The 24,667-nt window shown below is 59.3% G+C and carries 28 protein-coding genes, 1 tRNA gene and 2 pseudogenes; 14 read left to right on the forward strand and 17 right to left on the reverse strand.

The window, feature by feature from the left end:
* Nucleotides 1-13: 13 nt before the first annotated feature.
* Nucleotides 14-2,284, forward strand: coding sequence for an ATP-dependent Clp protease ATP-binding subunit ClpA (gene clpA / locus ACWKV4_RS09185; RefSeq protein WP_483831767.1), 2,271 nt, complete (start codon nucleotides 14-16; stop codon nucleotides 2,282-2,284).
* Nucleotides 2,285-2,380: 96 nt separating this feature from the next.
* Here the strand turns inward: clpA and infA are convergent, their stop codons facing one another.
* From infA to aat, 3 genes are all read right to left on the reverse strand, one after another.
* Nucleotides 2,381-2,599, reverse strand: a complete 219-nt coding sequence (infA, locus tag ACWKV4_RS09190; RefSeq protein WP_002553999.1) for a translation initiation factor IF-1 — start codon at nucleotides 2,597-2,599, stop codon at nucleotides 2,381-2,383.
* A 99-nt stretch (nucleotides 2,600-2,698) separates the two neighbouring features.
* The gene (locus ACWKV4_RS09195) at nucleotides 2,699-3,406 is read right to left on the reverse strand and encodes an arginyltransferase (protein ID WP_483831768.1); all 708 of its coding nucleotides are present in this window, start codon (nucleotides 3,404-3,406) and stop codon (nucleotides 2,699-2,701) included.
* Between the two features lie 57 nt (nucleotides 3,407-3,463).
* Entirely contained in the window at nucleotides 3,464-4,144 is a 681-nt protein-coding gene (aat, locus tag ACWKV4_RS09200; RefSeq protein ID WP_483831769.1) for a leucyl/phenylalanyl-tRNA--protein transferase, read from the reverse strand.
* Nucleotides 4,145-4,585: 441 nt separating this feature from the next.
* Here aat and ACWKV4_RS09205 point away from each other — a divergent pair, with 441 nt between their 5' ends.
* From ACWKV4_RS09205 to cysG, 6 genes are read left to right on the forward strand one after another with little or no spacing between them, the layout of a single operon-like run.
* Nucleotides 4,586-7,228 carry a DNA translocase FtsK gene (locus ACWKV4_RS09205; protein ID WP_483831770.1) on the forward strand — a complete coding sequence of 881 codons (2,643 nt, stop codon included), beginning with the start codon at nucleotides 4,586-4,588 and terminating at the stop codon, nucleotides 7,226-7,228.
* Between the two features lie 50 nt (nucleotides 7,229-7,278).
* Nucleotides 7,279-7,902 (forward strand): outer membrane lipoprotein periplasmic chaperone LolA, encoded by a 624-nt coding sequence (gene lolA, locus ACWKV4_RS09210; protein WP_483831771.1) that lies wholly within the window; start codon nucleotides 7,279-7,281, stop codon nucleotides 7,900-7,902.
* A 15-nt stretch (nucleotides 7,903-7,917) separates the two neighbouring features.
* A complete protein-coding gene (locus ACWKV4_RS09215) occupies nucleotides 7,918-9,243 on the forward strand; it encodes a replication-associated recombination protein A (protein WP_483831772.1) in 1,326 nt (441 codons plus the stop codon).
* A complete protein-coding gene (gene crcB, locus ACWKV4_RS09220) occupies nucleotides 9,240-9,614 on the forward strand; it encodes a fluoride efflux transporter CrcB (protein ID WP_483831773.1) in 375 nt (124 codons plus the stop codon). The genes ACWKV4_RS09215 and crcB overlap by 4 nt, the downstream gene beginning before the upstream one ends.
* A gap of 16 nt (nucleotides 9,615-9,630) precedes the next feature.
* Nucleotides 9,631-10,911 (forward strand): serine--tRNA ligase, encoded by a 1,281-nt coding sequence (gene serS / locus ACWKV4_RS09225; RefSeq protein WP_483831774.1) that lies wholly within the window; start codon nucleotides 9,631-9,633, stop codon nucleotides 10,909-10,911.
* Nucleotides 10,912-12,297, forward strand: coding sequence for a siroheme synthase CysG (gene cysG, locus ACWKV4_RS09230; RefSeq protein ID WP_483831775.1), 1,386 nt, complete (start codon nucleotides 10,912-10,914; stop codon nucleotides 12,295-12,297). It abuts the gene before it with no gap.
* On the opposite strand, the gene ACWKV4_RS09235 is transcribed toward cysG, so the two are convergent.
* The 6 genes from ACWKV4_RS09235 to ACWKV4_RS09260 form a co-directional block, all read right to left on the reverse strand.
* Entirely contained in the window at nucleotides 12,294-13,295 is a 1,002-nt protein-coding gene (locus tag ACWKV4_RS09235; protein ID WP_483831926.1) for a glycosyl transferase family protein, read from the reverse strand. The genes cysG and ACWKV4_RS09235 overlap by 4 nt on opposite strands.
* On the reverse strand, nucleotides 13,295-13,636 hold the full coding sequence (locus tag ACWKV4_RS09240) for a TusE/DsrC/DsvC family sulfur relay protein (RefSeq protein ID WP_483831776.1): 342 nt from the start codon (nucleotides 13,634-13,636) through the stop codon (nucleotides 13,295-13,297). The genes ACWKV4_RS09235 and ACWKV4_RS09240 overlap by 1 nt, the downstream gene beginning before the upstream one ends.
* On the reverse strand, nucleotides 13,627-13,920 hold the full coding sequence (tusB, locus tag ACWKV4_RS09245; protein WP_483831777.1) for a sulfurtransferase complex subunit TusB: 294 nt from the start codon (nucleotides 13,918-13,920) through the stop codon (nucleotides 13,627-13,629). The genes ACWKV4_RS09240 and tusB overlap by 10 nt, the downstream gene beginning before the upstream one ends.
* Entirely contained in the window at nucleotides 13,920-14,279 is a 360-nt protein-coding gene (gene tusC / locus ACWKV4_RS09250) for a sulfurtransferase complex subunit TusC (protein WP_483831778.1), read from the reverse strand. Before tusC ends, tusB begins: the two co-directional genes overlap by 1 nt.
* A 1-nt stretch (nucleotide 14,280) precedes the next feature.
* Nucleotides 14,281-14,673, reverse strand: coding sequence for a sulfurtransferase complex subunit TusD (tusD, locus tag ACWKV4_RS09255; protein ID WP_483831779.1), 393 nt, complete (start codon nucleotides 14,671-14,673; stop codon nucleotides 14,281-14,283).
* Between the two features lie 86 nt (nucleotides 14,674-14,759).
* Nucleotides 14,760-15,428: a Bax inhibitor-1/YccA family protein gene (locus ACWKV4_RS09260; protein WP_483831780.1), complete on the reverse strand. Its 669-nt coding sequence runs from the start codon at nucleotides 15,426-15,428 to the stop codon at nucleotides 14,760-14,762.
* A 181-nt stretch (nucleotides 15,429-15,609) separates the two neighbouring features.
* On the opposite strand from ACWKV4_RS09260, the gene ACWKV4_RS09265 reads away from it, so the two are divergent.
* Nucleotides 15,610-15,697: transfer RNA gene (locus tag ACWKV4_RS09265), tRNA-Ser, on the forward strand.
* Between the two features lie 431 nt (nucleotides 15,698-16,128).
* Here the strand turns inward: ACWKV4_RS09265 and ACWKV4_RS09270 are convergent.
* From ACWKV4_RS09270 to ACWKV4_RS09305, 8 genes are all read right to left on the reverse strand, one after another.
* A complete protein-coding gene (locus ACWKV4_RS09270) occupies nucleotides 16,129-17,043 on the reverse strand; it encodes an Abi family protein (RefSeq protein WP_483831781.1) in 915 nt (304 codons plus the stop codon).
* Nucleotides 17,044-17,257: 214 nt separating this feature from the next.
* Nucleotides 17,258-18,310, reverse strand: a complete 1,053-nt coding sequence (locus ACWKV4_RS09275) for a tyrosine-type recombinase/integrase (RefSeq protein ID WP_483831782.1) — start codon at nucleotides 18,308-18,310, stop codon at nucleotides 17,258-17,260.
* A gap of 2 nt (nucleotides 18,311-18,312) precedes the next feature.
* Nucleotides 18,313-18,555, reverse strand: coding sequence for a DUF4224 domain-containing protein (locus ACWKV4_RS09280; protein ID WP_483831783.1), 243 nt, complete (start codon nucleotides 18,553-18,555; stop codon nucleotides 18,313-18,315).
* Between the two features lie 167 nt (nucleotides 18,556-18,722).
* Nucleotides 18,723-19,298 (reverse strand): phosphohydrolase, encoded by a 576-nt coding sequence (locus ACWKV4_RS09285; protein WP_483831784.1) that lies wholly within the window; start codon nucleotides 19,296-19,298, stop codon nucleotides 18,723-18,725.
* Between the two features lie 77 nt (nucleotides 19,299-19,375).
* A complete protein-coding gene (locus ACWKV4_RS09290; protein ID WP_483831785.1) occupies nucleotides 19,376-19,621 on the reverse strand; it encodes a pyocin activator PrtN family protein in 246 nt (81 codons plus the stop codon).
* The gene (locus tag ACWKV4_RS09295; RefSeq protein WP_483831786.1) at nucleotides 19,618-20,001 is read right to left on the reverse strand and encodes a hypothetical protein; all 384 of its coding nucleotides are present in this window, start codon (nucleotides 19,999-20,001) and stop codon (nucleotides 19,618-19,620) included. The genes ACWKV4_RS09290 and ACWKV4_RS09295 overlap by 4 nt, the downstream gene beginning before the upstream one ends.
* A complete protein-coding gene (locus ACWKV4_RS09300; protein ID WP_483831787.1) occupies nucleotides 19,998-20,273 on the reverse strand; it encodes a hypothetical protein in 276 nt (91 codons plus the stop codon). Before ACWKV4_RS09300 ends, ACWKV4_RS09295 begins: the two co-directional genes overlap by 4 nt.
* 10 nt (nucleotides 20,274-20,283) lie before the next feature.
* Nucleotides 20,284-20,607: a deoxynucleotide monophosphate kinase family protein gene (locus ACWKV4_RS09305; RefSeq protein WP_483831788.1), complete on the reverse strand. Its 324-nt coding sequence runs from the start codon at nucleotides 20,605-20,607 to the stop codon at nucleotides 20,284-20,286.
* 56 nt (nucleotides 20,608-20,663) lie between these two features.
* On the opposite strand from ACWKV4_RS09305, the gene ACWKV4_RS09310 reads away from it, so the two are divergent.
* The 6 genes and pseudogenes from ACWKV4_RS09310 (at nucleotide 20,664) to ACWKV4_RS09335 (ending at nucleotide 24,636) form a co-directional block, all read left to right on the forward strand.
* A complete protein-coding gene (locus ACWKV4_RS09310; RefSeq protein WP_483831789.1) occupies nucleotides 20,664-21,620 on the forward strand; it encodes a hypothetical protein in 957 nt (318 codons plus the stop codon).
* A 106-nt stretch (nucleotides 21,621-21,726) separates the two neighbouring features.
* Nucleotides 21,727-22,074 (forward strand): type II toxin-antitoxin system RelE/ParE family toxin, encoded by a 348-nt coding sequence (locus ACWKV4_RS09315; protein WP_483831790.1) that lies wholly within the window; start codon nucleotides 21,727-21,729, stop codon nucleotides 22,072-22,074.
* A 5-nt stretch (nucleotides 22,075-22,079) separates the two neighbouring features.
* The gene (locus tag ACWKV4_RS09320; protein ID WP_483831791.1) at nucleotides 22,080-22,379 is read left to right on the forward strand and encodes a Fis family transcriptional regulator; all 300 of its coding nucleotides are present in this window, start codon (nucleotides 22,080-22,082) and stop codon (nucleotides 22,377-22,379) included.
* A 184-nt stretch (nucleotides 22,380-22,563) separates the two neighbouring features.
* Nucleotides 22,564-23,418, forward strand: a pseudogene (locus tag ACWKV4_RS09325) (phage tail protein).
* Nucleotides 23,387-23,596 (forward strand): tail protein X, encoded by a 210-nt coding sequence (locus ACWKV4_RS09330; protein ID WP_483831792.1) that lies wholly within the window; start codon nucleotides 23,387-23,389, stop codon nucleotides 23,594-23,596. The pseudogene ACWKV4_RS09325 and the gene ACWKV4_RS09330 overlap by 32 nt, the downstream one beginning before the upstream one ends.
* A gap of 3 nt (nucleotides 23,597-23,599) precedes the next feature.
* Nucleotides 23,600-24,636: pseudogene (locus ACWKV4_RS09335) on the forward strand (phage late control D family protein).
* The last annotated feature ends 31 nt before the right edge of the window (nucleotides 24,637-24,667 follow it).

Consider the following 24,667-nt stretch of genomic DNA (forward strand, 5'->3'; position numbering starts at 1 on the left):
ATGAGGTGAAGCAATGTTAAACCGCGAGCTCGAAGTCACCCTCAATCTGGCCTTCAAGGAGGCTCGATCTAAGCGTCATGAGTTTATGACCGTCGAGCATCTCCTGCTGGCCCTATTGGACAATGAGGCTGCCGCCACGGTACTCCGTGCGTGTGGCGCCAACCTTGACAAGCTCAAGCACGACCTCCAGGAATTCATAGACTCCACCACTCCGCTCATTCCAGTGCATGACGAGGATCGCGAAACCCAACCTACACTGGGCTTCCAGCGCGTGTTGCAACGCGCCGTATTCCACGTTCAAAGCTCGGGCAAGCGTGAGGTGACTGGGGCCAACGTCCTCGTGGCCATCTTCAGCGAGCAAGAAAGCCAAGCCGTGTTTCTGCTCAAGCAGCAGAGCGTGGCGCGCATCGATGTGGTGAATTACATCGCCCATGGCATCTCCAAGGTGCCCGGGCATGGCGATCATTCCGAGGGAGAGCAAGACATGCAGGATGACGAGGGCGGCGAGTCTTCATCTTCTAGCAACCCTCTGGATGCCTATGCCAGCAACCTGAACGAGCTGGCGCGTCAAGGCCGAATCGACCCCTTGGTGGGCCGTGAAAGCGAAGTCGAGCGTGTGGCGCAGATCCTCGCCCGTCGGCGCAAGAATAATCCGCTGCTGGTAGGAGAGGCTGGGGTGGGTAAAACCGCCATCGCCGAAGGCTTGGCCAAGCGCATCGTAGATAGCCAGGTGCCTGACCTGCTGGCCAACAGCGTGGTCTATTCCCTGGACCTGGGTGCGTTGCTGGCGGGCACCAAGTACCGTGGCGACTTCGAAAAACGTTTCAAGGCGTTGCTGGGCGAGCTGCGCAAGCGCCCCCATGCCATTTTGTTTATTGACGAGATCCACACCATTATTGGTGCGGGCGCTGCGTCAGGCGGGGTAATGGATGCCTCTAACCTGCTCAAGCCGCTGCTGTCGTCGGGCGAGATCCGCTGCATTGGGTCGACCACCTTCCAGGAGTTTCGTGGCATCTTCGAGAAGGACCGGGCCTTGGCCAGGCGCTTCCAGAAGGTCGATGTGACCGAGCCTTCTGTGGAAGACACCATTGGCATCCTGCGAGGCCTGAAGAATCGTTTCGAGCAGCACCACAGCATCGAGTACAGCGACGAAGCCTTGCGCGCGGCCGCCGAGCTGGCGTCGCGCTATATCAACGACCGTCATATGCCAGATAAAGCCATTGACGTTATTGACGAAGCAGGGGCCTATCAGCGCCTGCAGCCAGTAGAAGCGCGGGTCAAGCGCATTGAAGTGCCTCAGGTTGAGGACATCATCGCCAAAATCGCACGCATCCCCCCAAAACACGTCAGCACCTCGGACAAAGAACTGCTGCGTAATCTGGAGCGTGACCTGAAACTGACCGTGTTCGGTCAGGACGCGGCCATCGACTCACTGTCCACGGCCATCAAGCTGTCCAGGGCAGGGTTGAAGGCGCCCGACAAGCCAGTGGGTTCATTCCTGTTTGCAGGCCCAACCGGGGTTGGTAAAACAGAAGCCGCTCGGCAGTTGGCCAAGGCGCTGGGCATTGAGCTGGTGCGGTTCGATATGTCTGAGTACATGGAGCGCCATACCGTGTCTCGTCTTATCGGCGCCCCTCCAGGGTACGTTGGGTTCGATCAGGGCGGTCTGCTGACCGAGGCCATCACCAAGCAGCCCCATTGCGTACTGCTGCTCGATGAAATCGAAAAGGCACACCCGGAAGTCTTCAACCTGTTGTTGCAGGTGATGGACCATGGCACCCTGACCGACAATAACGGGCGCAAGGCGGACTTCCGCAACGTGATTCTCATCATGACCACAAACGCCGGGGCAGAAACTGCTTCGCGGGCCTCCATTGGCTTCACGCATCAGGATCACTCCTCCGATGCGATGGAAGTGATCAAGAAGAGCTTCACGCCAGAGTTCCGCAACCGCCTGGATACCATCATTCAGTTTAGCCGCCTCAACCACGAAGTCATCAAGAGTGTGGTGGACAAGTTCCTTACCGAGCTTCAGGCCCAGCTGGAAGACAAGCGGGTACTGCTGGAAGTTACAGACGCAGCGCGTAGCTGGCTGGCCGGCAGCGGTTACGATGCACAGATGGGCGCACGGCCTATGGCCAGGCTTATCCAGGACAAGATCAAGCGGCCCCTGGCTGAGGAAATCCTGTTCGGGGAGCTGGCAGAACACGGCGGTGTGGTGCATATCGATGTCAAAGATGGCGAGATCACCTTCGACTTCGAAACCACGGCTGAAATGGCTTAAACCCGGCGTGGTGGGGGAAGCCCTGCCGCGTTTGGCGAATTACGTACAAACGAAAAAGCCCGGCTTCCATAGCCGGGCTTTTTCGTATGCGTGCCGTTAGCGAGCGCGGTAGGTAATGCGGCCCTTGCTCAGGTCGTAAGGGGTCAGCTCGACGCGCACCTTGTCGCCGGTCAGGATTCGGATGTAGTTCTTGCGCATTTTTCCAGAAATATGCGCGGTAACGACGTGCCCGTTTTCCAACTCCACGCGGAACATGGTGTTGGGCAGGGTGTCGACGACAGTGCCTTCCATTTCGAAGCTGTCTTCTTTCGACATGCAGTAAAGCCCTCGGTATCCAGTATGTGGCCCGGTGCAACTGCGCCAGGCAAAAGCGGCGCATATTGTGCCCGAAAAAAGGACCACGCGCCAAGGGCTTCAGTTCAGCCCAACCCACCTTTGATTGATTAAAAGTTCGATAGGGCGGTATTGGGTCTTGTAATTCATCTTCTGGCAGTTCTTTATCCAGTACCCCAAGTAAATCGCCTTCAACCCTAGTCGCACGGCTTCGCTTATCTGCCAGAGGATGGCGAAGCGCCCGAGGCTGCGCCGTTCTTCGTCTGGATCATAGAAGGTGTACACCGCCGAAAGCCCATTGGGTAGCACATCGGTAACTGCTACCGCCAGCAGGCGCCCCTGGGCCCTGAATTCATAAAACTTCGAAAAAGGCAGTTCCCGAACCAAAAAGCTAGAGAACTGCTCACGGCTCGGCGGATACATATCGCCATCAGCGTGGCGCTGCTCGATATAACGGCGGTACAGGTCGAAATATTCTTCGGTATAGCGCGGGCTGTGAGCCGTAACACTGATATCGACGTTACGTTTGAAAATCCGCTTGTGCTGCCGACCGGGCTCGAAGCGGGCCGCCGGAATTCGAGCAGGCACACACGCATTGCATCGCTGGCAATGGGGGCGGTAAAGGTGATCGCCACTACGGCGAAAACCTAATTCCGACAGGTCAGCGTACATGCTGGTATCCATCGGTTGGCTCGGGTCCAGAAAGAGCGTGGTGGCTTGCTCATCCGGCAGATAACTGCAGGAGTGGGGTTGAGTGGCATAAAACTTCAAACGCGCCAACTCGGTCATGATCAACCCTCGATCGAAACGTACCCATTGAGTGTATGCCACTGCGGCGCTGCTCGCCTAGCCAGCCCATTTCGCCGTGTTAGGCGCGTCCAAGTGCTGTTCGAGGTAGTGCCCGAACGCCTCGCGGCTGATCTCGCGCGCGCCTAGGCTTTCAAGGTGGCGAGTATGCATCTGACAGTCGATCAGTACGAAGCCTGCGTTTAGCAGATAGTCCGCCAGCGTGGCAAAAGCCACCTTGGAGGCATCGGCGGCACGGCTGAACATGGATTCGCCAAAGAACAAACGCCCCATGGCGATCCCATACAGCCCGCCTACCAGCTCGCTGCCTTGCCAGGCTTCTACGCTATGGGCAATGCCACGCTCATGCAGGGCTACGTAGGCCGCTTCGATGGCAGGGGTGATCCAGGTGCCCTGAGCGTACGCACGCGGCCCTGCACAAGCTCTGATGACTTCGGCGAAGGCAGTATCCAGGGTCACGTTAAAGCGCCCCTGGCGCATCACCTTGCGAAGGCTGCGAGACACCTTCAGCTCGGTTGGCGGCAGCACCATGCGCGGGTCGGGGGACCACCAGAGAATCGGTTGACCTTGTTCATACCAAGGGAAGCAGCCATGACGGTACGCGGCGATCAGCCGTTCAGGGCTAAGGTCGCCACCTGCCGCCAGCAGGCCATTGGGTTCGCGCATGGCACGGCCCACGGGTGGGAAGGTGAGGTCATCGCGGTTGAGCCAAGTAAGCATGAGCGGGCTGCTAGGTTGATCGGTGATAGGGGAGGGCAGTATTGCGCTCGCGTCGTGCTGCGTCGAGCATGGCGTTTGGCCTTTGACTCGGGAATCACTTCCAGACACCGGGTCGCGGCGGCGTCTGGAACTCAGACCTGTCAAGGCAACTCCATGAAGCTTCGCGCAGTTAGCTAAATTATTCGCTTAACCCTTTGTCATGCCTAGCAAAGCATGGTGAAATCGAAGCCATTTCACGGTTGTCGCGTTACGTTGCGGAGTGTGCATCAGCGCCTGTGCCGGGGGATAAAGCTTCCGCTATCAGCAGCCAGCAAGCTGGCATCATGCCACCCTATGACACCGATACTGTAAATCCGTACAATAGTCACCCATGAACGGAACCCGCCGCGATACAACCTTTTTAGTTATGCATCGCGCGCACCGCGCAGGAAAGAATGCGTTTTGAAGAAGTCCACCATTAAACCCGTCCCCGTACCCCTTTGGCGGCAGCAGTTGCACTACCGTCTCAAGGAAGGTGCGCTTATTGCCATGGCCGCTTTGTGCCTTTACCTCTGGATGGCCCTGCTCAGTTATGACCAGGGCGACCCCGGCTGGAGCCACACCGGTACCAGCGTTGGCCAAGTGCAGAATGCCGCCGGCCGCGCGGGCGCCTACGCCGCCGATATTCTTTTCATGGTGCTGGGCTATTTCGCCTACATCTTCCCGTTGTTGCTGGGCGTAAAGGCCTGGCAGATCTTCCGTGAGCGTCATCAGGCGTGGCAGTGGAGCGGCTGGCTATTTTCCTGGCGGCTCATTGGCTTGGTGTTCCTGGTGCTCTCCGGCGCGGCCCTGGCGCATTTGCACTTCCATTCCGCCGCAAGCCTGCCAGCTTCGGCCGGTGGCGCCCTTGGCGAGAGCCTGGGGGACCTGGCGCGCAATGGGCTCAACGTGCAGGGCAGCACCCTGCTGTTCATCGCCTTGTTCCTGTTCGGGCTGACCGTGTTCACAGACCTGTCCTGGTTCACGGTGATGGACATGACTGGCAAGATCACCCTAGACCTGGTGGAGCTTGTCACGGGCGCCGCCAGCCGCTGGTGGGCTGCCCGTACCGAACAGCGCCAGTTGGTCGCCAGCCTGCGAGTGCAGGAGCCTGCCTACGCAGCCCCAACGCCCCGGCGAGAAAGCCGCGCCGAGCCCAAGGTAGAGCCCGAAACCGAAGCCAAGCCTCAGCCTCCCGTGATCGTGCGCCAGGAGCCTTCCTTTGAGCCACGGCCAGCGGTAGTGGTGCCTGCTGTTGTAACGTCGGCAGCGGCCTCGGCCAGCACTGTCGTTTCACGTGCACGAGTGCCCGAAGTTGCTTTGCGCATGCCGTGGGACGACGAAGACGAGGAAGCACTCGAGCACTTCTCCGCTAACGACCGTGAGCCGTTACTGGATGCGCCACGTGCTGTGTCTGAGCGTACGACTCAGGTCAGCGCGCCTGCCATGCCGCCCATCATCGCGCCCGCTGCTCAGCCGCCGGCTGTGCCTGCACCTGCGCCCAAGGTGGAAGCACCCCGTCGCATGTTCCCGGAAAAGCCGGAGCCACCCCAAGTGGATGCCGCGCTCGAAGGCACCATTCCTCCGCTGTCGATTCTCGACCCGGTGCAAAAGAAGCAGGTGCAATACTCACCTGAATCCCTGGCCGGTGTAGGCCAGCTGCTGCAGATCAAGCTCAAGGAATTCGGCGTGGAAGTCACGGTGGACTCGATCCACCCGGGGCCGGTGATCACCCGCTATGAAATCCAGCCCGCGCCGGGGGTAAAGGTCAGTCGTATTTCGAACCTGGCCAAGGATTTGGCCCGCTCCCTGGCTGTTACTAGCGTTCGCGTGGTGGAAGTGATCCCTGGCAAAACCACCGTGGGTATCGAAATCCCCAACGAGGACCGGCAGATCGTTCGCTTTTCCGAGGTGTTGTCCACGCCACAATACGATGACGCTCAATCCCCGGTAACCCTTGCCCTAGGTCACGATATCGGCGGCAAGCCGGTCATTACCGACCTGGCCAAGATGCCCCACCTGCTGGTGGCCGGTACCACCGGTTCGGGTAAGTCGGTGGGTGTAAACGCGATGATCCTCTCAATCCTGTTCAAGTCCACGCCTCAAGATGCGCGCTTGATCATGATCGACCCCAAGATGCTGGAGCTTTCGATCTACGAAGGCATTCCACACCTGCTGTGCCCGGTGGTAACGGACATGAAGGACGCGGCCAATGCCTTGCGTTGGAGCGTGGCCGAAATGGAGCGGCGCTATAAACTGATGGCCGCCATGGGCGTTCGCAACCTGGCAGGCTTCAACCGCAAGGTGAAGGACGCAGAGGAGGCCGGCCATCCGCTGGGCGACCCGTTGTACCGCCGCGAAAGCATGGAAGACGAAGCCCCCTTGCTCAAAACCCTTCCAACCATCGTGGTGGTGGTGGACGAGTTCGCGGACATGATGATGATCGTGGGCAAGAAGGTCGAAGAGCTCATTGCCCGTATCGCCCAAAAGGCGCGGGCGGCGGGCATTCACCTGATCCTCGCCACCCAGCGGCCATCGGTGGACGTGATCACTGGCCTGATCAAGGCCAACATTCCTACCCGTATGGCCTTCCAGGTGTCCAGCAAGATCGACTCCCGCACCATTATCGACCAAGGCGGCGCCGAGCAGTTGCTGGGCCACGGGGATATGCTCTACATGCCCCCCGGTACCAGCCTGCCTATCCGTGTACACGGCGCCTTTGTGTCTGACGATGAAGTACATCGCGTGGTTGAAGCCTGGAAAATGCGTGGCACGCCGGATTACAACGACGACATCCTCAATGGTATCGAGGAAGGTGCCGGTAGCTTCGAGGGCGCGGGCAGTGGCGATAGCGACGACAGCGAAAGCGATGCGCTGTACGACGAGGCGGTGGCCTTTGTGCTGGAAAGCCGTCGGGCGTCCATTTCTTCTGTGCAGCGTAAGCTCAAAATCGGCTATAACCGGGCTGCGCGCATGATCGAAGCCATGGAAATGGCCGGCGTGGTTACCCCCATGAATACGAACGGCAGCCGCGACGTGATCGCGCCGGGCCCATCACGAGACTGACTTGCCGGCACCAAAGGGTGCCGGTTCGCTCACCTGACAAGAGGATTACCATGCGCCTGATTCGCATGCTGTTAGTGTCTGCCCTGGCCCTGACCAGCATCTCCGCGAACGCGGATGACCGAGCTGTGAAGTCATTGACCCAATTGCTGGAGAAGTCCCAAACCTTAACCGGGCGCTTTTCTCAGCTAACCCTGGATGGCGGCGGTACCCAACTGCAAGAAACCAGCGGTGAAATGGCGTTGCAGCGCCCTGGGCTGTTCAACTGGCATACGGATGCACCGCAAGAGCAACTGATGGTCTCTGACGGCAAAAAGGTCTCCCTGTGGGACCCGGATCTTGAGCAGGTCACCATTAAAACCCTGGACCAGCGCCTGACCCAAACCCCAGCGCTATTACTCTCCGGCGACGTATCGAAAATCAGCCAGAGCTTCGATATCACCTCCAAGGAAGCGGGTGATGTGGTGGACTTCGTGCTCAAGCCCAAAACCAAAGACACCCTATTCGACTCTCTGCGCTTGTCTTTCCGTCGTGGGCTAATCAACGATATGCAGTTGATCGACAGCGTAGGCCAGCGCACCAACATTCTATTCATGGGCGTTAAAGCCAATGAACCGGTTCCGGCCAGCAAGTTTACGTTCGTCATCCCCAAGGGTGCCGACGTAATCCAGGAATAGGGCGGCACGCCCTCTATGGACCTGTTCAGCTCGCCGCCGCCTGCCCAGCCACTGGCGGCGCGCTTGCGCGCGAGCACGCTGGATGAGTATGTAGGGCAGGACCACCTACTTGGCCGTGGTAAGCCGCTGCGCGAAGCCTTGGAACAGGGCGCCCTGCACTCGATGATTTTCTGGGGCCCGCCCGGTGTAGGCAAAACTACCCTGGCGCGTTTGCTGGCGAAGGTATCCGACGCCCACTTCGAAACAGTATCCGCGGTACTGGCGGGGGTGAAGGAAATTCGCCAGGCGGTGGAAATCGCCCGGCAGCAGGCTGCCCAGTACGGCCGGCGCACGCTGTTGTTCGTGGATGAAGTCCACCGCTTCAACAAGTCTCAACAGGATGCCTTTCTGCCCTATGTCGAAGACGGCACCTTGATCTTCGTTGGGGCAACCACGGAAAACCCGTCCTTCGAGCTCAATAACGCCTTGCTCTCCAGGGCCCGGGTGTATGTACTCAAAAGCCTGGACGAGGCGGCCATGCGTCAATTGGCCCAACGCGCGTTGACCGAAGCCAAAGGCCTGGGGGAGCGCAAACTCACCTTGGCCGAAAGCGCCTTCACCATGCTACTGGCGGCCGCCGATGGCGACGGGCGTCGTTTTCTCAATTTGATCGAAAATGCGTCCGACCTTGTGGAGGACGGTGAGGCAATCACCCAAACGTTATTGCAAGGCTTGTTGGGTGACAGCCTGCGGCGCTTCGATAAAGGCGGTGAGGCCTTTTACGACCAGATATCAGCACTGCATAAATCCGTGAGAGGCTCCAGCCCAGACGGCGCCTTGTACTGGTACGCGCGCATGCTCGATGGCGGTTGCGACCCATTGTATATTGCCCGCCGCGTGGTGCGCATGGCCAGTGAAGACATCGGCAATGCGGACCCGCGCGCCCTGGGGCTTTGCTTGGCAGCCTGGGATGTACAGGAGCGCCTTGGCAGCCCCGAAGGTGAGCTGGCCGTGGCCCAGGCCATCGTGTATCTGGCATGTGCCCCTAAAAGCAACGCAGTGTACACCGCCTTCAAGGCCGCCAAGGCCGATGTTACAGGGCTGGGCTCCCAAGAAGTGCCGCTGCACCTGCGTAATGCCCCCACCAAGCTGATGAAGCAGCTAGGTTATGGCGAGCAGTATCGATACGCCCATGACGAACCAGATGCGTACGCCGCCGGGGAGGATTACTTCCCTGAAGGCATGGCACCTCGGCATTATTACCAGCCAGTGCCTCGAGGCCTGGAATTCAAGATTGGTGAAAAGCTTCGTCACCTGGCCGACCTGGACCAGGCTAGCCCCCTGCAACGGAGAAAGACGTGATCCCTGTTGTAGTTTCAGTCGCACTGTTCGGTATTGTCGGCGGACTGCTGCGGTTCGCGACGGGTACCTGGGTAACGGCGCATTACCCTCGGTATTTCTTCGTAGCCACCTTGGCGGTTAATATCGTCGGCTGCCTGATCATTGGCTATCTTTACGGGGCATTTTTAGGGCGGCCAGACGCGCCTCTGTACCTCAAAGCCGGGTTGCTGGTAGGTTTCGTCGGTGGCTTGACCACCTTTTCTTCGTTTTCGCTGGATACCCTGCGCCTGCTGGAAAGCGGGCAGGCCTTCTTGGCCATCGGCTACGCGGCCGCCAGTGTGTTCGGTGGCCTGCTCGCTACTTGGGCGGGTTTGTACCTGACAAAAATCTGATCAACGAGAGAACCCCATGCTCGACTCCAAACTGTTACGCGGCCAATTGCAAGATGTTGCCGAGCGCCTGGCGACTCGAGGCTTTACCCTCGACGTCAGCCGCATCGAGGCCCTGGAGGCCCAGCGCAAAGTGGTGCAAACCCGCACCGAGCAACTGCAAGCCGAGCGCAACAGTCGTTCCAAGTCCATTGGCCAGGCCAAGGCCCGTGGTGAGGACATCGCCCCCCTGATGGCCGATGTGGAACGCATGGCCCAGGAACTGGCCCAAGGCAAAGCCGAACTGGACGACATCCAGGCGCAGCTGGACGCCATACTGCTAGGGCTGCCCAACCTGCCAGATGCGTCGGTACCTATTGGCAAGGATGAAGAGCAGAACGTAGAGGTTCGCCGTTGGGGAACGCCTGCGCAGTTCAGCTTCGAGATCAAGGACCACGTAGCCCTGGGCGAGCGCTTTGGCTGGCTGGATTTTGAAAGCGCCGCGCGCCTGTCCGGTGCCCGCTTTGCCGTGCTGCGTGGCCCGATCGCTCGACTGCACCGTGCCCTGGCCCAGTTCATGATCAACCTGCACGTGGCCGAGCACGGCTACGAAGAAGCCTACACCCCCTACCTGGTGCAAGCCCCAGCGCTGCAGGGTACCGGGCAATTACCAAAATTCGAGGAAGACCTGTTCAAGATCGCCCGCGAAGGCGAGGCGGACCTGTACCTGATCCCTACCGCCGAAGTGTCTCTGACCAACCTGGTGGCCGATCAGATCCTCGACGCCAAGGCGCTGCCGGTCAAGCTCGTGGCCCACACTCCATGCTTTCGCAGTGAAGCCGGTGCGTCCGGGCGCGATACTCGCGGCATGATTCGCCAGCACCAGTTCGACAAGGTCGAGATGGTGCAGGTGGTAGAACCTGCCAAATCCATGGACGCGCTGGAAAGCCTTACCGCCAATGCCGAGCGCGTACTACAACTGCTTGAATTGCCCTACCGGGTACTGGCGCTTTGCACCGGCGACATGGGGTTCAGCGCTGTTAAAACCTATGACCTGGAAGTGTGGGTGCCTAGCCAGGATAAGTATCGGGAAATTTCTTCCTGCTCCAATACCGGGGATTTCCAGGCGCGGCGCATGCAGGCCCGCTGGCGTAACCCGGAAACCGGCAAGCCAGAGTTGGTACATACCTTGAATGGTTCTGGCCTGGCGGTAGGGCGTACCCTGGTCGCCATCCTTGAAAACTACCAGCAGGCCGACGGCTCCATCCGGGTGCCCGAAGTGCTTAAACCTTACATGGCTGGCCTTGAGGTCATCGGCTGAATGGATTATCTGCCTCTGTTTCACAAGCTCACTGGGCGTAACGTACTGGTGGTGGGCGGTGGGGAGATCGCGTTGCGCAAGTCTCGCCTGCTGTTCAGCGCCGGGGCTCGCCTTCGGGTCGTTGCCCATGCCGTGGACAGCCACCTGGCCGAGCTGGTGCGGCAGAGCGGAGGTGAGATCCATGAGCGCGACTATGTCAGTTCCGACCTGGAAGGCTGCGTATTGGTCATCGCGGCCACCGATGACACGCCCCTCAACGCTCAGGTATCCGCCGACGCCCAGCACCGTTGCATAGCGGTGAACGTGGTGGACGCCCCATCATTGTGCACGGTGATCTTCCCGGCCATCGTGGACCGCTCGCCTTTGGTGGTAGCTGTATCCAGTGGCGGCGATGCGCCGGTGCTGGCGCGGTTGATCCGGGCACGGCTGGAAGCCTGGATACCCTCGGCCTATGGTGAGCTGGCCAGGCTGGCGGCGGGTTTTCGAGACCGGGTCAAGGAGCGGTTCCCCCTGGTGAACCAGCGCAGGGCCTTTTGGGAAGAAGTGTTCCAAGGGCCCATCGCGGAGCGCCAGCTAGCGGGGAGGGCGAGCGAGGCAGCGGCCATGTTGGCCGAGCGCGTGGAGGGTGCGCCGCCCCATGCCCCTGGCGAGGTATATCTGGTCGGTGCCGGCCCAGGCGACCCGGATTTGCTGACCTTCAAGGCGCTACGCTTGATGCAGCAGGCGGATGTGGTGCTGTACGACCGCCTTGTGGCACCGGCTATCTTGGATCTATGCCGCAGGGACGCCGAGCGTATCTATGTGGGCAAGCGGCGCGCTGACCATGCATTGCCGCAAGACATGATCAACCGCCAATTGGTGGACCTCGCCAAAGCAGGCAACCGCGTTGTTCGCCTCAAAGGCGGGGATCCGTTTATCTTCGGCCGTGGCGGCGAAGAAATCGAAGAGCTGGCCGCCAACGGTATTCCTTTCCAAGTGGTGCCGGGCATTACCGCGGCCAGTGGCTGCGCGGCTTATGCAGGCATTCCGCTGACTCACCGGGACTACGCCCAATCGGTGCGTTTCGTTACCGGGCACTTGAAGGACGGCAGTACCGATCTCCCGTGGGCAGACCTGGTCGCGCCCGCGCAAACCGTAGTCTTCTACATGGGGTTGGTAGGCTTGCCAGTGATTTGCGAAGGCATGATCCGCCATGGCCGCTCACCAGACACCCCTGCGGCGCTGGTGCAGCAAGGCACCACGGCGCAACAGCGGGTATTCACGGGCACCTTGGTGGACCTGCCAGCGTTGGTCGCGCGCCATGACGTTCACGCGCCGACCTTGGTGATCGTCGGCGAAGTGGTACGCCTGCGGGAGAAGCTAGCCTGGTTCGAAGGCAGCGCTTAAACCGCCCTATCACGCCCAGCCCACCAGGCCCTCGCGGTCTCGAAGGCCTCATCCTGAGGCTTGCCGAGGCCGCGCAAGGCCAAAGCCATGGTAGCGATGGCCGCCAGCTCACCATAACGGTCCTGGGTTTCTCCACGCCAAACCGCGTTTAGCTGAGCCGGGTCTAAGAAACCAGGTTTCAAATGCCGCTGCGCCGACATCTGCGGCCACTCCTCATCCCAGGCTTCGCCACCCGTAGCACCGTACAAGTGGCACGCTGCATCCGGGTTCACCTCCAGCTCACCGCCGTCGCCCTTGATCACAATGGACGTGTCTCCCAGCAAGCGGCTGGCTTCACGATGAACCGGCTGATAGCCCGGGTGGAAGATACTCTGCAACCCACAGCGGGCTTGCAATGGGTTCAGCACCCGCGCCAAAGAGTGAATCGGCGAGCGCAGCCCCAAGGTATTTCGCATGTCGATCATCCGCTGCAACGGGCCCGCCCAGTCACTGAGTGGGGCAAAGGCCACGCCATGGCTGTCCAGGCCCGCGGCTACCTCATCCCAGCCACGGCACAGTGGTATGCCGAGGGTATCCAAGAGGTGTTCGGTGTACATCCGGCCCGCGGTATGCGCACCACCACCGTGCATAAAAATCTTAAGCCCGTTCAGGCCCAGGCACTTCACTGCCAGCATGTACCAAGGCAAATGGCGTTTCTTGCCAGCATAAGAGGGCCAGTCCAAGTCCACATTCAAGGCGGGCGCACGGACTCGCGCGCGCACAGCCTCTGTGAAGCCCGCCAACTCTTCCGCGCTTTCCTCCTTGTGACGCAACAGCATCAAAAAAGCACCCAGCTGGGCATCTTCCACCTGCTCATCGAGCACCATACCCATGGCTCGTGCCGCTTCCTCACGGGTCAGGGGGCGTGCACCACGCTTACCCTTGCCAAGGATGCGTACGAATTCAGCGAAGGGATGCTCCGGGGGCGTGGTAAGGCGCAGAGGTTCGAGGGTGGTCATCATATGCAATTCGCCGGTTTGGGCAGGCCCGCCAGCTTGGCTGCCAGCTTGGCGGGGGTGCCTTTGAAAAGTTGATTAAGGTAAGCGCTATTGCCTTTGTCCGGGCCCACTTGAGCCGCGACGTATTTCACCAGCGGCCGAGTAGCGGGGGATAGCTGAAACTCATCATAAAAATGGCGCAATACCGTCAGCACTTCGGCATGAGCCGGCGTGAGTGTCAGGCCTTCTCGCTCCGCCAAGGCTTCAGCAACCACCGGCGACCAATCGCCCAGGTTGACCAAGAAGCCGTCTTTGTCCAACAGCACAGCTCGCCCGTCTACCAACAACGGCCCTACATCCATGTGTTGACCCGCTGGTACGCCAAGGACAATTCAACGAAGGCTGAATAGTCGACCTGTTTAGCCTCCACCTCGCCCAGCCCACGGGCCTGACAATCCTCACTCAGTGCATACAACCGTGACGTGGGCACTTGCTGCAAACGCTGTGCCCAGGCGGTGCCAACGCGCAGGCCTTGCACAGCCTCACCACACAACAGCAGACCGTCGTCAGGGCCGAGAGTACGCAGGCAGCTGCTCAGGCGGCTGTCGGTAAACGGGGAACTCGATACAACATGCAGGGTGGCCATTAGAGCGTGATCGCCTCATCAAAGCGGTTAAACACAAGGGGCAGCTCTGTCTCTAGCACCACCACGGCCTCCAAGGCCAGCTCGCCGGTGCTGATGCCCCGCGCCTCAAGGCTGGAAGCACACACGAAGAGCTCACTTACCCCGAACAAAGGCAGCGCCTTGAGGTTCGCGCCTTGGTCCTTCAGCTCAAGGGCCTTAGGCTGTTGATCGCGCAGCAGTTGGTACACCCCGTCGTCCATAAACAACATGGCCAAGGGCAAGTCATAAGCGCCGCCGGCCAATGTAATGTCCAAGGCTTCCCGAGCATCCAGCCCGTTCCAAGGTGCCGCGCGGCTAACGATAAGTACAGACCTGGCCAATTCAGTCACCTCCAAAGCACATCAAGCGGTCCGCGCCCTGGATGGCCTCATGCAACTGGCCTAGCCCAGACAGCTCCAGTGGCGGCAGCACATTCGCCGCTGGGCGCTCCCAACGCTGGGCTTCTTCGGCGTTCAAGGTGCCGCGTCGTAGCGCGGCCGCGATGCACACCACCGCATCCAGGTTGTGGACAATCACAAGCTGCCGCCAGGCCGCCGCAATGTCCGATTCATCTTGCGGCGCCACTACATTGGAGGACGCGTTGTATACGCCGTCTTGGTAGAAGAATACCCGCACCACCTCATGGCCAGCCGCCAGGGCAGCTTCGGTAAAGCGCAACGCCCGCCGAGTGGCCGGCGCATGGGGAGGGGAAAACACGGCTATAGCGAATTTCATGGGGCATCCGGAACGCGAAAACTGCTTGATTCTAATGCCTCGCCCAAAAAAAAGCCCGCCGAAGCGGGCTTGGGGTAACTAAAGGATCAGTCGTCCCGGCTCATCAAGCCGAACAGCTGCAATAGGCTAACGAACAGGTTGTAGATCGAAACGTACAGGCTCACGGTCGCCATGATGTAGTTCCGCTCACCGCCATGGATGATGGCGCTGGTTTGGAACAGGATACACACCGACGAGAACAGCACAAAGCCCGCGCTGATTGCCAAGTGCAGGCCGCTGATCTGGAAGAAGAACCCAGCGATGGTCGCGCCCAGCAGTACGAAGAAGCCAGCGGTGATGAAGCCCGACAGGAAAGACATGTCCTTACGGGTGATCAACACATAGGCCGACAGGCCGCCAAACACCAGTGCGGTCATGGCAAAGGCCGAGCTTACTATTTCAGCGCCACCGGCCATGCCCAGGTAACGGTTGAGGATTGGCCCGAGGATGTAACCCATAAAGCCGGTGAGGGCGAAGGTAGAGACAATGCCCCATACCGAATCCTGCAGTTTGTTGGTGAGGAAGAACAGGCCATAGAAGCCGATCAACACCACGAACACGTTCGGGTAGCGGACGTTCATTTGCTGGGCCACGAAAGCCATGACCGCGCTGAACGCCAGGGTAAGGGCCAATAGGCCATAGGTATTGCGCAGAACGCGGCTGACTTCCAGCTCCGCCCCCTTCGCTTGGCTGAGTACGTAATCTTGTTCGCGCATTGCGAAACTCCTTAAAGGCTCGTTGATGAGGCGATTGAACAGGCCTTTTGACCCCGGGGCAAGCGCCATATCCGCCCCTGTAACCTATAGTTGCAAATGATCATAGCAAAGCGGGCCGGGAAGGGTAGCAGTAGTGTTTGACAGCTTGTTTCATTCGGGTATTATGGCGCCCGCAAGACGAGGAGGTGTGGCCGAGTGGTTTAAGGCAGCGGTCTTGAAAACCGCCGATGGGCGACTATCCTAGAGTTCGAATCTCTACGCCTCCGCCATATTTAAACCCCTGAGAAATCAGGGGTTTTTTGCATTTTGGGGTAGCGTAAGTAATAAGCTTTCAGAGCATGTGTTCCACAATAAAACTGGAACCGTTCCAGAACTCCCCTATTTTGAAGGCTTCGCGGTGCCCCCTAGCCGCCGATAAACTATCTTCGTAATGTGGCTTTCAGTGTGGCCAGGCAGCTAGCTGGCGTCTTCCATTTTCTTGATTTACGAGGCTGCCTTTGGTCGATTCTCTGAATTGAAAGGCTGCGATACGTGCGTGCAGGGTGGTATCGCCTGCTAGGTAGGCCAGGAGCATGGCTTCCTGAAGCTCAGAAGGGAGTGGGGTGAAGGTCGGGGAGTTGGTATATTTCAGTTTTTGGAGCCGACGCTATAGTGCGGAGGGGCCTAATGCGGCCCTTCCATCGCCTATGAGTCAGTTGCCTTACCAGCCCACAGCAGTGGTTTTCCAGTCGTTCGGGAAGCCTAAGAGGGCAAACAGAGCATCACCATACTTCGATTCGATAGCCGCTAATTTAGCTTTGAAGCCGTCGCCGAACCCAATAGCGTTCAACAATACATTGATCATCGTCAGGGACGCATAAGCTGTCTTGTTGTCTTTGAAGACAATCTTTTTGACTTTGAGGTTGGTGGGCGATACTCCAATGCTCGCGCCTAGAAAGCGGTCGTGATGAGCGGCCATGTTTCTGAGCACGGTCAGTGTATGGAGCCAACTTTCGAACACTTCGACCTGGGTAATTCCGAACTTGGATGAGATCGCCTTTTTATCGGCCGGGTCTCCCAGGATCGCAAAGATTTTAGACCAGAGGCCCAACGTCACGCATTCCATCATCGCCCAGCTGGGCGGAAGGTAAGGCTCGTCGTGGTTGGCGTAGTACGACGCAATGTAGGGCCTGGCGTTTGCGCGCTCTACCTCTGACTCTATCTTGGCCAGTATCGCGCCCAGCCCATGTCGTCTCGTAGGCTTGAGCACAGTGGGATCTAAGTACCAGTGTGGCGAGTACTTGAGGCTCAGATGATTGCCGATGGCGCACCGCACCGCGACTTCCAGCCGCTCCACCGCCTCCATGATGAGGGTGCGAATTTCTCGGTCGCATTCGTAACGCTGGCAAATGTCGGTAAACGTCGTGCCGGGGACGAACTGCTTGGTCTCGGCATCCTGTAGAGGATACCAATAACCCTTAAGCCGGAAATGGCCGACGAACGATAGGTATTGGATAGCCTTGCGTTCGTCTTCGATGTGCAGGGCGTGGCTCTGTAGCTTTGACACCAACGCCCTAGGCGTGAGGGCGGGCTTTGCGAACGACTGCTTTGACGGGGTTGCAGGCTTCTTGCCCATGAACACTCCACGCATAAAAAACTCGCCTTTTGCACGCCTGCAATTAAGCAGGTCCCTACCCGTTGGGTAGGACGTGTGGCGAGTGTGTTGAGGCAAAGGTTAAGGGGTGAAGGCGTTAACGTCAACTCAAATAGCCGGGGCCCCTAGCTATAAACACACCTGTACCTTTTTTGGAAAGTGTTCCAAATAAAACCGGAGCCGTTCCTGAATTTCCCTATTTCGAAGGCTTCGTGGTGACCCCTATCCGCCGGTAAACTTTCTTCGTAATGTCGCTTTTGGTGTGGCCAAGCAGCAGGCTGGCATCTTCCAGATTCTTGATTTCCGAGGCTGCCTTGGGTCGAATATCCCTGAATTGAAAGGCTGCAATCCGCGCATGCAGGGCAGTGTCGCCAGCTACCTCAGCCACCTTACACGCTCTGGCCCTCGCTTCATCCCAGCGGCGGCGGAGCATAGAGGCGGAGAGGCGTTTGCCGTGCTTACTGATCAGCAGGTATTGAGTGGCATGTTCGAACGTCCGCTTGTCGATCATTGCTATGAGACGACCTAGGCTGTTCAACGAGCCGTCCTCATTGCGCATCATGATCCGTAGCTTCTGGCTGGTCTTGCTCTGCTGCACCAGCAAATAATCGTCTTCGATATCGTCCCGGCGCATCAGCAGAACGTCAGCCGGTCGCTGCCCTGTGAGGTAGGCCAGGTCCATGGCTTCCTGAAGCTCAGGCGCTGCGGATTTATACACGGCGGCCCAAACGGCTTCGTTCGCGTAATAGTCACGCGGGGCTTCTTTGTTCTTGCGCACGCCCTGGCAGGGGTTTTCCCTTATGGTCAGGCCCCACTCCCGGGCCATATTGAAAACGTGAGATAGCGTGGCGATCTCGCGATTAGCGCGCACCTTGGCGGTGCGTGCATCTCGGTATTGGGCGATCATGGAGGGGGTAAGCGCGTCTATGGGGGCAGTATCGAACACTGCTCGTAAATGCTTTAGCTCGGCGCGATTGTCCTTTTGAGTGCGTGCTGCCTTTTTGGGGATGATGTCGCGTTCGTATCGGTCGAAGATCGACCTCATTACTTTCAAGTCCGCTGGCTTGTCCTTGGCCTCAAGTTCGGCCCATCTCATGCGGGCCTGGTCTAAATCCTTCCCTAGGGGAATGTCCTTCCCCGTCTGGTCGCGGTAGTAGTACGCGATCCAGGTCTTCCCGTTTTTTCGCGTCCTGGTGCGCTGGTACATCCTTGGTGGCAAATGACGGTGTTCCATATTCCTGGGGCGCATGTTTAGTTGATCCCCGAAAAGTCTGGTATCCAAGTGGGCTCGGGAAGTGGTCTAGGGCTTAGCAGCGTAGGTGGTGGCGCCAAGCCAAGCATAAGGCGCATATAAGCCCGGCCGACCAGGGGCCTACCGCCACGGCTTTCAACGAAGTGCCAATTGCGCTCGCGAAGCCAGCGACGCTGATAGTGGCGCTGCTTGTAGCCGGTGACTTCGGCCAGCTCCTTCTCAGAGAGGATTTCCTGCTCCATAACGTGTTCTCCGAGCCGCCCGGTGGCGGCGGTTGATAGTAAATGCGGATGCAGCGCGCCCACTGCCCACTGCTACGGGGCCATCGTGTGTACGGAGTGCCCATTGAAGAACCATTCGGGACTGGGTGAATCGGGCGCTTATCTGCTACACCAGCAAAATGTCGTCATTAGTTGGCAGCACCCCGTCTATGCACCCTACGCACCTGAGCCTGCATCTCCTCCAGCAACCGATTGAGGTAGCGGACCCTGGCTTCCTCGGGGCACCAGGGGTACAGCGGGCCGTCGAGCGGCTGGACGCCTTCCAGGCAGCCCCACTTGGGGGTGTGCTCGTGGAGCAGGTCCATGCGTTCGGTGGCCATCGCAATCTGCTTGGCGGCCTCCACAGAGTCGGGTAGGGCGATATCGATGCCGAAGTGGTCGCAGATGGCGAGCCAAACGCTGCGCTCGAGGACTGTGTACTGGGGCAGCAGTTGCTGGACGGGGCGGATGACTTCCCCCAGGTAGGCCGAGGGCGCTGCGTGCAGCAACGCGGCCAGCCGGTCCTCAGCGGGCACCAGGTCAGCGACCATGCAGCAATGTTGCGCCACGCTGTAGAAGTGCAGCGCGTGACCGCCGTAGCGGGAGATCTGAGAAAGCCCATGAGCGATATCGATGACGTCGATCGAATCACTGTGCGGGTCAACCAGGTCGATAACGCGGCCGTTGCTGGTGACGAGTGACGTGCTGTTGTGTTGTGTATGCATGACAAGTTCCTTGTCGTGCCCGCCGCCGGTGGTTTTGGTGAGAGGACGGCGGCGGGTGTGCTCCCGGAACTGCCGGGTCAGGGGCATTGGGTAGCGCTGGTTTGCGCGTCCAGGTAAGCCGCTAGGTCGTGCAGGTACACCACGGGCTTGGCCCGTGATGAGTTGTGCAGCCTGGTGACCTTGATCCGAATCTGGCCGGTACGGATCTGGTGCAGCAGGTAGCGATCCGTTTTGATGTGCGCAAAGTAGTGCTCGCGAATCGTCGTCAAGCTGGGGCAGGGGTCTGCCCACTGCCGGCGTAGTTGGTTGAGGGTGTCGCTCACGCGGCAACCTCCCCGGCCCCCACTGCTGGGGCGCCCAACTTCTGACGGATCAACTCGGCCAGCCCTTCTTTGTTTTTGCCTATGCCAACGGCGCAAACGTGGCCCTGGGCGTCGGCGATCACGGCGCCAAAGGGGCACTCGGGCGAGTTTGTTGGGGTGACGTAGGCCACCTGATCGTCGTGGATCACCTTGTCGACGCAGCGGAAAACTTCGACGAGCTCGTGGTAGCGGCGAGGCGTGCCGCTCCATCGTTCAGCGTCCTCTCGTGTGGCGCCGATGAGTGTGGCGCGGCTAACGATGCTAGTTCTGTCCAGAGAAAGCGGAACCAATCCAAGGGAGAAGAGGGCTTGTGCGTGAGCATTTATGTACTTGCTGTTCATGCGGCGGCGTCCTTTCTGGTAATGGTGATGCCGAGTTTCTTGGCCAGCCAGTCCACGCCTTCCTCTTTCACCATCACCACCGAGTAGTGACGGTAGGTGTTGATCGACGGGATCAACGCGCTACGCGAGTCCGAGTACAGGTGCCCGCGGTCACGGTGCTGGCTTGCAAGGTCGCCGCTGCTGTTCAAGATGCCTAACTCGCGCAATCTGATGCGGAAGGCGCGGGGCTTGAGCCCGAGCACTGCGGCGGTTTCGTCCAGGGTGCGGTTCATGACATTGACCTCAGGCGATGGCCGCGTGGGTGTGCAGCGTGTCCACGATCTTGTCGAGATGGCTTTTTAGGTCGTCGATGGTTCCGTCATTGGGTAGAAACCAGTCTCCCTGTACGCCCTTAATCCCACCTTCACTGCGGTGTGGCTGCACGCTCTTCGCTTCACTGCGGTGAAGGTGGATTACAACGCCACCTTGCTGGCGGATGAACGCTGCCTCGTTTTCGAACCTCACGTCGCTTACAACGAAGCCGTGGGCGGTGTCATAGGTGCGGGCCAGCAGGTCGAGGTTTTGTGCGGCTAGCAGTAGCCACAGCTCAGCCCCTTGAGCAGGCATTACGCACCGGGGACATTTTCGCAGACATGCAGGTGAAGGCTGCGCTTACGGCGTACATGGCTAACAAAGCCCTGTACCAGCAACTCAAGGCCGACACCGGCAAAGCCTCGGGCATATTGGAAAAGAACCTGGCCGAGCGCCGCGACGCATCGGCGCAGAAATGGCAGGAAACGGCCAATGCCTTCAACGATGCGCTACGCAGCGTAGGCGATGCCATCCGGCCGCTCAGCGACAGCGTGGCCACGGGGTTAGGTACTGTTGCCCAGGGACTGGCGCAGGCCGCTGATAACGCACCCAAGCTGACTGCCGCTGTGATTGGCTTGGGCGCTGCCATGGTTGAGGTCAGGGCCAATGTCGCTGCCGTCCGGCTGGCAAAAGGCGGGCTTAACCTGGCGCGAGGCACACTGCTGGGGAACCCTAACCTGGTGCAGCGGGTGTTCGTAACCAATCAGCCCAGCCCTGGCAGTTCGAACGTCGCAGAGAGCGGCGGTCGAGCATCAACAGGCAGGCGCAAACCTAAAGCCCGTAGCCGCCTGGGTAGCATCGCTAAAGGCATGAAGGGAGCAGCGCCACTGGCCGTGATCGGGGCAGGGCTCACCTTGGCCGATACTGCCCTGAATGCGGAAACCCGCAATGAACGGGCCGAAGGCTATGGCAGCGCTGCAGGGGGTCTGGCCGGTGCCGCTGCTGGGGCTGCCGCAGGTGCAGCAGTTGGCTCAGTTGTTCCAGTCATCGGTACAGCGGTAGGGGGCGTGCTGGGGGGACTGCTAGGTGGGTATGGTGGAAGTGAAGTGGGCGGGTGGACGGGAAGAACGCTCTTTGGTGATGATGAGGCTGACCGCCTGGAGCTGCCAGCCAAGCCGCTGATATTCCCTCTCGCCAAAGCTGCCCAGACAGTTCCTAGAGAGCAACGCATCGACATTCAGGCCCCGGTAAAGGTGATCTGCAGGGCACTGTCGATGACCCGGACAAGCTGGCGCAGAAGCTCGCGCCTCACTTCGAGCGACAGTTGAAGGACATCGCCGTACAGTTCAAGCGCGACGGGGAGGGCGCTCGGTTGTATGACGCACCGCACGTGTAGCTCTTGCAGGGAGTACCGTTTTTGGTACACTTGATCACATGAGCAATGAAGCCCCCATACTGACGGTAAGGTTCTTTTGCACGGAAGCAGGTAACGAACCAGTGCGCGATTGGCTGACTGAACTGCCACGCGATGATCGCAGATCAATAGGTACGGACATCAAAACAGTGCAATTCGGTTGGCCGTTGGGTATGCCGGTTGTACGCAAGCTTGAAGCAGGGTTGTGGGAGGTCCGAACAGATTTGGCCGATACCATTGCTCGTGTGCTGTTCACAGTGGTAGGCGATGTCATGGTATTGCTGCACGGTTTCATCAAGAAAAGCCAGAAGACGCCCACCCCGGACCTCGACATTGCCCGGCGGCGTAAGGCCACGCTACAGAGGTAGGGTATATGAACAAGCATATTGGTTCTGATTTCGACGACTTCCTCGCAGAACAAGGTATGAGCGAAGAGGTGTCCGCGGCCGCGCTCAAGCGTGTGATCGCCTGGCAACTGGAAGCATTGATGAAAGCGCAGAAGCTTTCCAAAAAAGCTTTGGCTGAGCGTATGCATACTAGCCGTACTGCAGTGGACCGGGTGCTCGACCAGAATGACCCCGGCATGACCCTAGCGACGTTGGCGAGCGCTGCGCGGGCATTGGGGCAGCGGGTGGAGGTGCGGCTAGTGCCGTGTGACATGTTGCCTATTTAATGCTGGTAGTACGCCGAATCTTGCTTTAACACTGCCACTGCTCAATTTTACGTCTTCGCTCCCCTGATACTATTAAGTGGATGGCGTTTTTCCTAGTCCGTTTGACGTCATCAGAGCCCCAGCCGCGAATGTGGTTGGGGCTTTTTTGTGGGCGCTGATCCGCCGATTATTTGAAGAGGTGCTCATGCCATATGGCATCGATGAACTGCAGTCGGGCATCCGCTACCTGGCAGAAGCAGGCGAGGCCGGGCGGCGTTCGCTGGATGGCGTCGTCGGCCCACTCAACGGCGCCATTGGGGACGTCACCGGGGCTGCGGCCCAGCTTGAGGATTTGCCCTTTGTGGGTCCAGAGGTGGGCGTGAAGTTGCAGCGCCTCCTCCGAGGGCTCAACGCGGCCCAGGCGCGGGTCAATGGCGTGGTGAATGTTTACAACCAAGCCTCCAGGCTAATTACAGGCGTAGATGAGCGCTTAGGGGCATTGAGCGAGCAGGCGGGTAAGGCAGCGGCGGCCGTCAATCGTATTGCCGGTAAGCTTGATCCCTCTCTGGCCAACTTGGTACCGACCGGCGCGATCGGTGCTTCGCCTACGCCTGGCCCCGAAGCAGTACCGCCGTTTCCGCACTTGCTCGTGATGCAGCCCATCAAGCCCGGCGTTGAGCCCTATTTTTTCAACCTCAACACGGCGGCCTTCGATTCCTTGCAACGGCAGACGGCTTACCGCTGGGCTAGCCAAGAACGCCTCACGCGCCGCCCGGCCCTGCAAGCCATAGGGCAGGCCGAAGACAAGTTGACCCTTAAAGGGGCAGTGTTTCCCTTGTTCCGTGGCGGCATTCGCCAGCTCGACAGCTTGCGCAGCATTGGCAACCAGCTACTGCCCCTAAACCTTACCACCGGCTATGGCGATGTGCTGGGCAGTTGATGCCTGCTCAAGGTCGACGAAGAGCAGGGCGGTTTATTGCAGGGCGGCATTCCACGTAAGCAATCGTTCACCCTGGAGTTCTCCCACTATGGCGACGACCTATCGAACCGCAGCCGGTGATCTGCTCGACACCCTGTGTTATCGGCACTATGGCCACCTCAATGGCACGGTTGAGGAGGTGCTCAGCGCCAATCAGGGGCTGGCTGAGATTCAACAGCCGTTTCCTGCCGGCGTACTGGTGAGCTTGCCCGACCTGCCTGCGCCGTCCGACACACGCAACCTGCAGCTCTGGGACTAAGCCATGCGCCCGCGTTACCGCATCGTGGTCGACCAGGCTGACATCACGGCGTTAGTGGCCGATCGTTTGTTACTACTGCGAACCCTTGATAGACCTGGCATGGACTCGGATGAGTTTGAGCTTCGTCTTGATGATCGTGACGGGGCTGTAGTCTTACCCAACCGCGGTAAACAGGTCGAGATATACCTGGGGTACGAGGGGCAGAAGCTCACCCTGATCAACCGCTACGCAGTGGATGAAGTTCAGGTCAGTGGCCGCCTGATACATTGCTGATTAAAGGCAAAGCTGCCGACATGCGCGGCACAGGCAAAACCGTGCGCAATGGTGCCTGGGAAGATGCACCACTGGCGCAGATCGTTTCCGATATCGCCGCCCGAAATGGTTGGAAGCCCATATGCCCGCTCACCGTGGTGGTGCCGCGCGTTGACCAGTTAGGCGAATCGGATTTTAACTTCCTCACCCGCCTGGCTCGCCATTACGACTGCACCGCCAAAGTGGCGGGGGGCAAGCTTTTGGTTATGCCGCGCCAGAGCGGTACCAGCGCCAGCGGCAAGGCTCTGCCGGCCCTAATACTCAAGCGGAGCGACGTAAGCCGCTTCCAGTTTCGCTTGGGCGACCGTGACAGCCAAAGCGCGGTACACGCGCGTTATCTAAACAAGCAGACCGGCAAGCTCGCCGTTGTGACGTTGGACAACACCGCCGCCCCAACCGGCCTGCCCTCGGTTCATAGCGACCGCCACCTTCATCCGAACAAAACCGCCGCCGAAGCCGCTGCTAAGGCTAGGCTCGCCGCATTCAATTGCTCCACCGCTGGCGTGCGCCTTGAGATGCCTGGGCGCACCGATCTCTTTGCCGAGCGCGAAATCATCGCCCAAGGCTTCAAGGATGGATTGGACGGTGAGTACCTGGTCGACCTGGTAGAGCAGATCTTCACCCAGGCTGGCTGGAGTACCGCCGTGGAATGTAACGGTGGGCGCAAAGGTAAGGCCATGGCCAAAAGCAAAAAGGCCAACAAGCCCCTGAAGGTCGAACAGCTCTAGCATTGTCATAGATCACCCAGCCCGCGCCCTG

Source organism: Pseudomonas artemisiae (assembly GCF_057128685.1).

Coding starts and splice junctions, on each gene's coding strand:
- clpA (WP_483831767.1), top strand. CDS start 14: ATGTTAAACCGCGAGCTCGAAGTCACCCTCAATCTGGCCTTCAAGGAG.
- infA (WP_002553999.1), bottom strand. CDS start 2,599: ATGTCGAAAGAAGACAGCTTCGAAATGGAAGGCACTGTCGTCGACACC.
- ACWKV4_RS09195 (WP_483831768.1), bottom strand. CDS start 3,406: ATGACCGAGTTGGCGCGTTTGAAGTTTTATGCCACTCAACCCCACTCC.
- aat (WP_483831769.1), bottom strand. CDS start 4,144: ATGCTTACTTGGCTCAACCGCGATGACCTCACCTTCCCACCCGTGGGC.
- lolA (WP_483831771.1), top strand. CDS start 7,279: ATGCGCCTGATTCGCATGCTGTTAGTGTCTGCCCTGGCCCTGACCAGC.
- ACWKV4_RS09215 (WP_483831772.1), top strand. CDS start 7,918: ATGGACCTGTTCAGCTCGCCGCCGCCTGCCCAGCCACTGGCGGCGCGC.
- serS (WP_483831774.1), top strand. CDS start 9,631: ATGCTCGACTCCAAACTGTTACGCGGCCAATTGCAAGATGTTGCCGAG.
- cysG (WP_483831775.1), top strand. CDS start 10,912: ATGGATTATCTGCCTCTGTTTCACAAGCTCACTGGGCGTAACGTACTG.
- ACWKV4_RS09235 (WP_483831926.1), bottom strand. CDS start 13,295: ATGACCACCCTCGAACCTCTGCGCCTTACCACGCCCCCGGAGCATCCC.
- ACWKV4_RS09240 (WP_483831776.1), bottom strand. CDS start 13,636: ATGGATGTAGGGCCGTTGTTGGTAGACGGGCGAGCTGTGCTGTTGGAC.
- tusB (WP_483831777.1), bottom strand. CDS start 13,920: ATGGCCACCCTGCATGTTGTATCGAGTTCCCCGTTTACCGACAGCCGC.
- tusD (WP_483831779.1), bottom strand. CDS start 14,673: ATGAAATTCGCTATAGCCGTGTTTTCCCCTCCCCATGCGCCGGCCACT.
- ACWKV4_RS09260 (WP_483831780.1), bottom strand. CDS start 15,428: ATGCGCGAACAAGATTACGTACTCAGCCAAGCGAAGGGGGCGGAGCTG.
- ACWKV4_RS09270 (WP_483831781.1), bottom strand. CDS start 17,043: ATGGGCAAGAAGCCTGCAACCCCGTCAAAGCAGTCGTTCGCAAAGCCC.
- ACWKV4_RS09275 (WP_483831782.1), bottom strand. CDS start 18,310: ATGCGCCCCAGGAATATGGAACACCGTCATTTGCCACCAAGGATGTAC.
- ACWKV4_RS09280 (WP_483831783.1), bottom strand. CDS start 18,555: ATGGAGCAGGAAATCCTCTCTGAGAAGGAGCTGGCCGAAGTCACCGGC.
- ACWKV4_RS09285 (WP_483831784.1), bottom strand. CDS start 19,298: ATGCATACACAACACAACAGCACGTCACTCGTCACCAGCAACGGCCGC.
- ACWKV4_RS09295 (WP_483831786.1), bottom strand. CDS start 20,001: ATGAACAGCAAGTACATAAATGCTCACGCACAAGCCCTCTTCTCCCTT.
- ACWKV4_RS09300 (WP_483831787.1), bottom strand. CDS start 20,273: ATGAACCGCACCCTGGACGAAACCGCCGCAGTGCTCGGGCTCAAGCCC.
- ACWKV4_RS09305 (WP_483831788.1), bottom strand. CDS start 20,607: ATGCCTGCTCAAGGGGCTGAGCTGTGGCTACTGCTAGCCGCACAAAAC.
- ACWKV4_RS09310 (WP_483831789.1), top strand. CDS start 20,664: ATGGCTAACAAAGCCCTGTACCAGCAACTCAAGGCCGACACCGGCAAA.
- ACWKV4_RS09315 (WP_483831790.1), top strand. CDS start 21,727: ATGAGCAATGAAGCCCCCATACTGACGGTAAGGTTCTTTTGCACGGAA.
- ACWKV4_RS09320 (WP_483831791.1), top strand. CDS start 22,080: ATGAACAAGCATATTGGTTCTGATTTCGACGACTTCCTCGCAGAACAA.
- ACWKV4_RS09330 (WP_483831792.1), top strand. CDS start 23,387: ATGGCGACGACCTATCGAACCGCAGCCGGTGATCTGCTCGACACCCTG.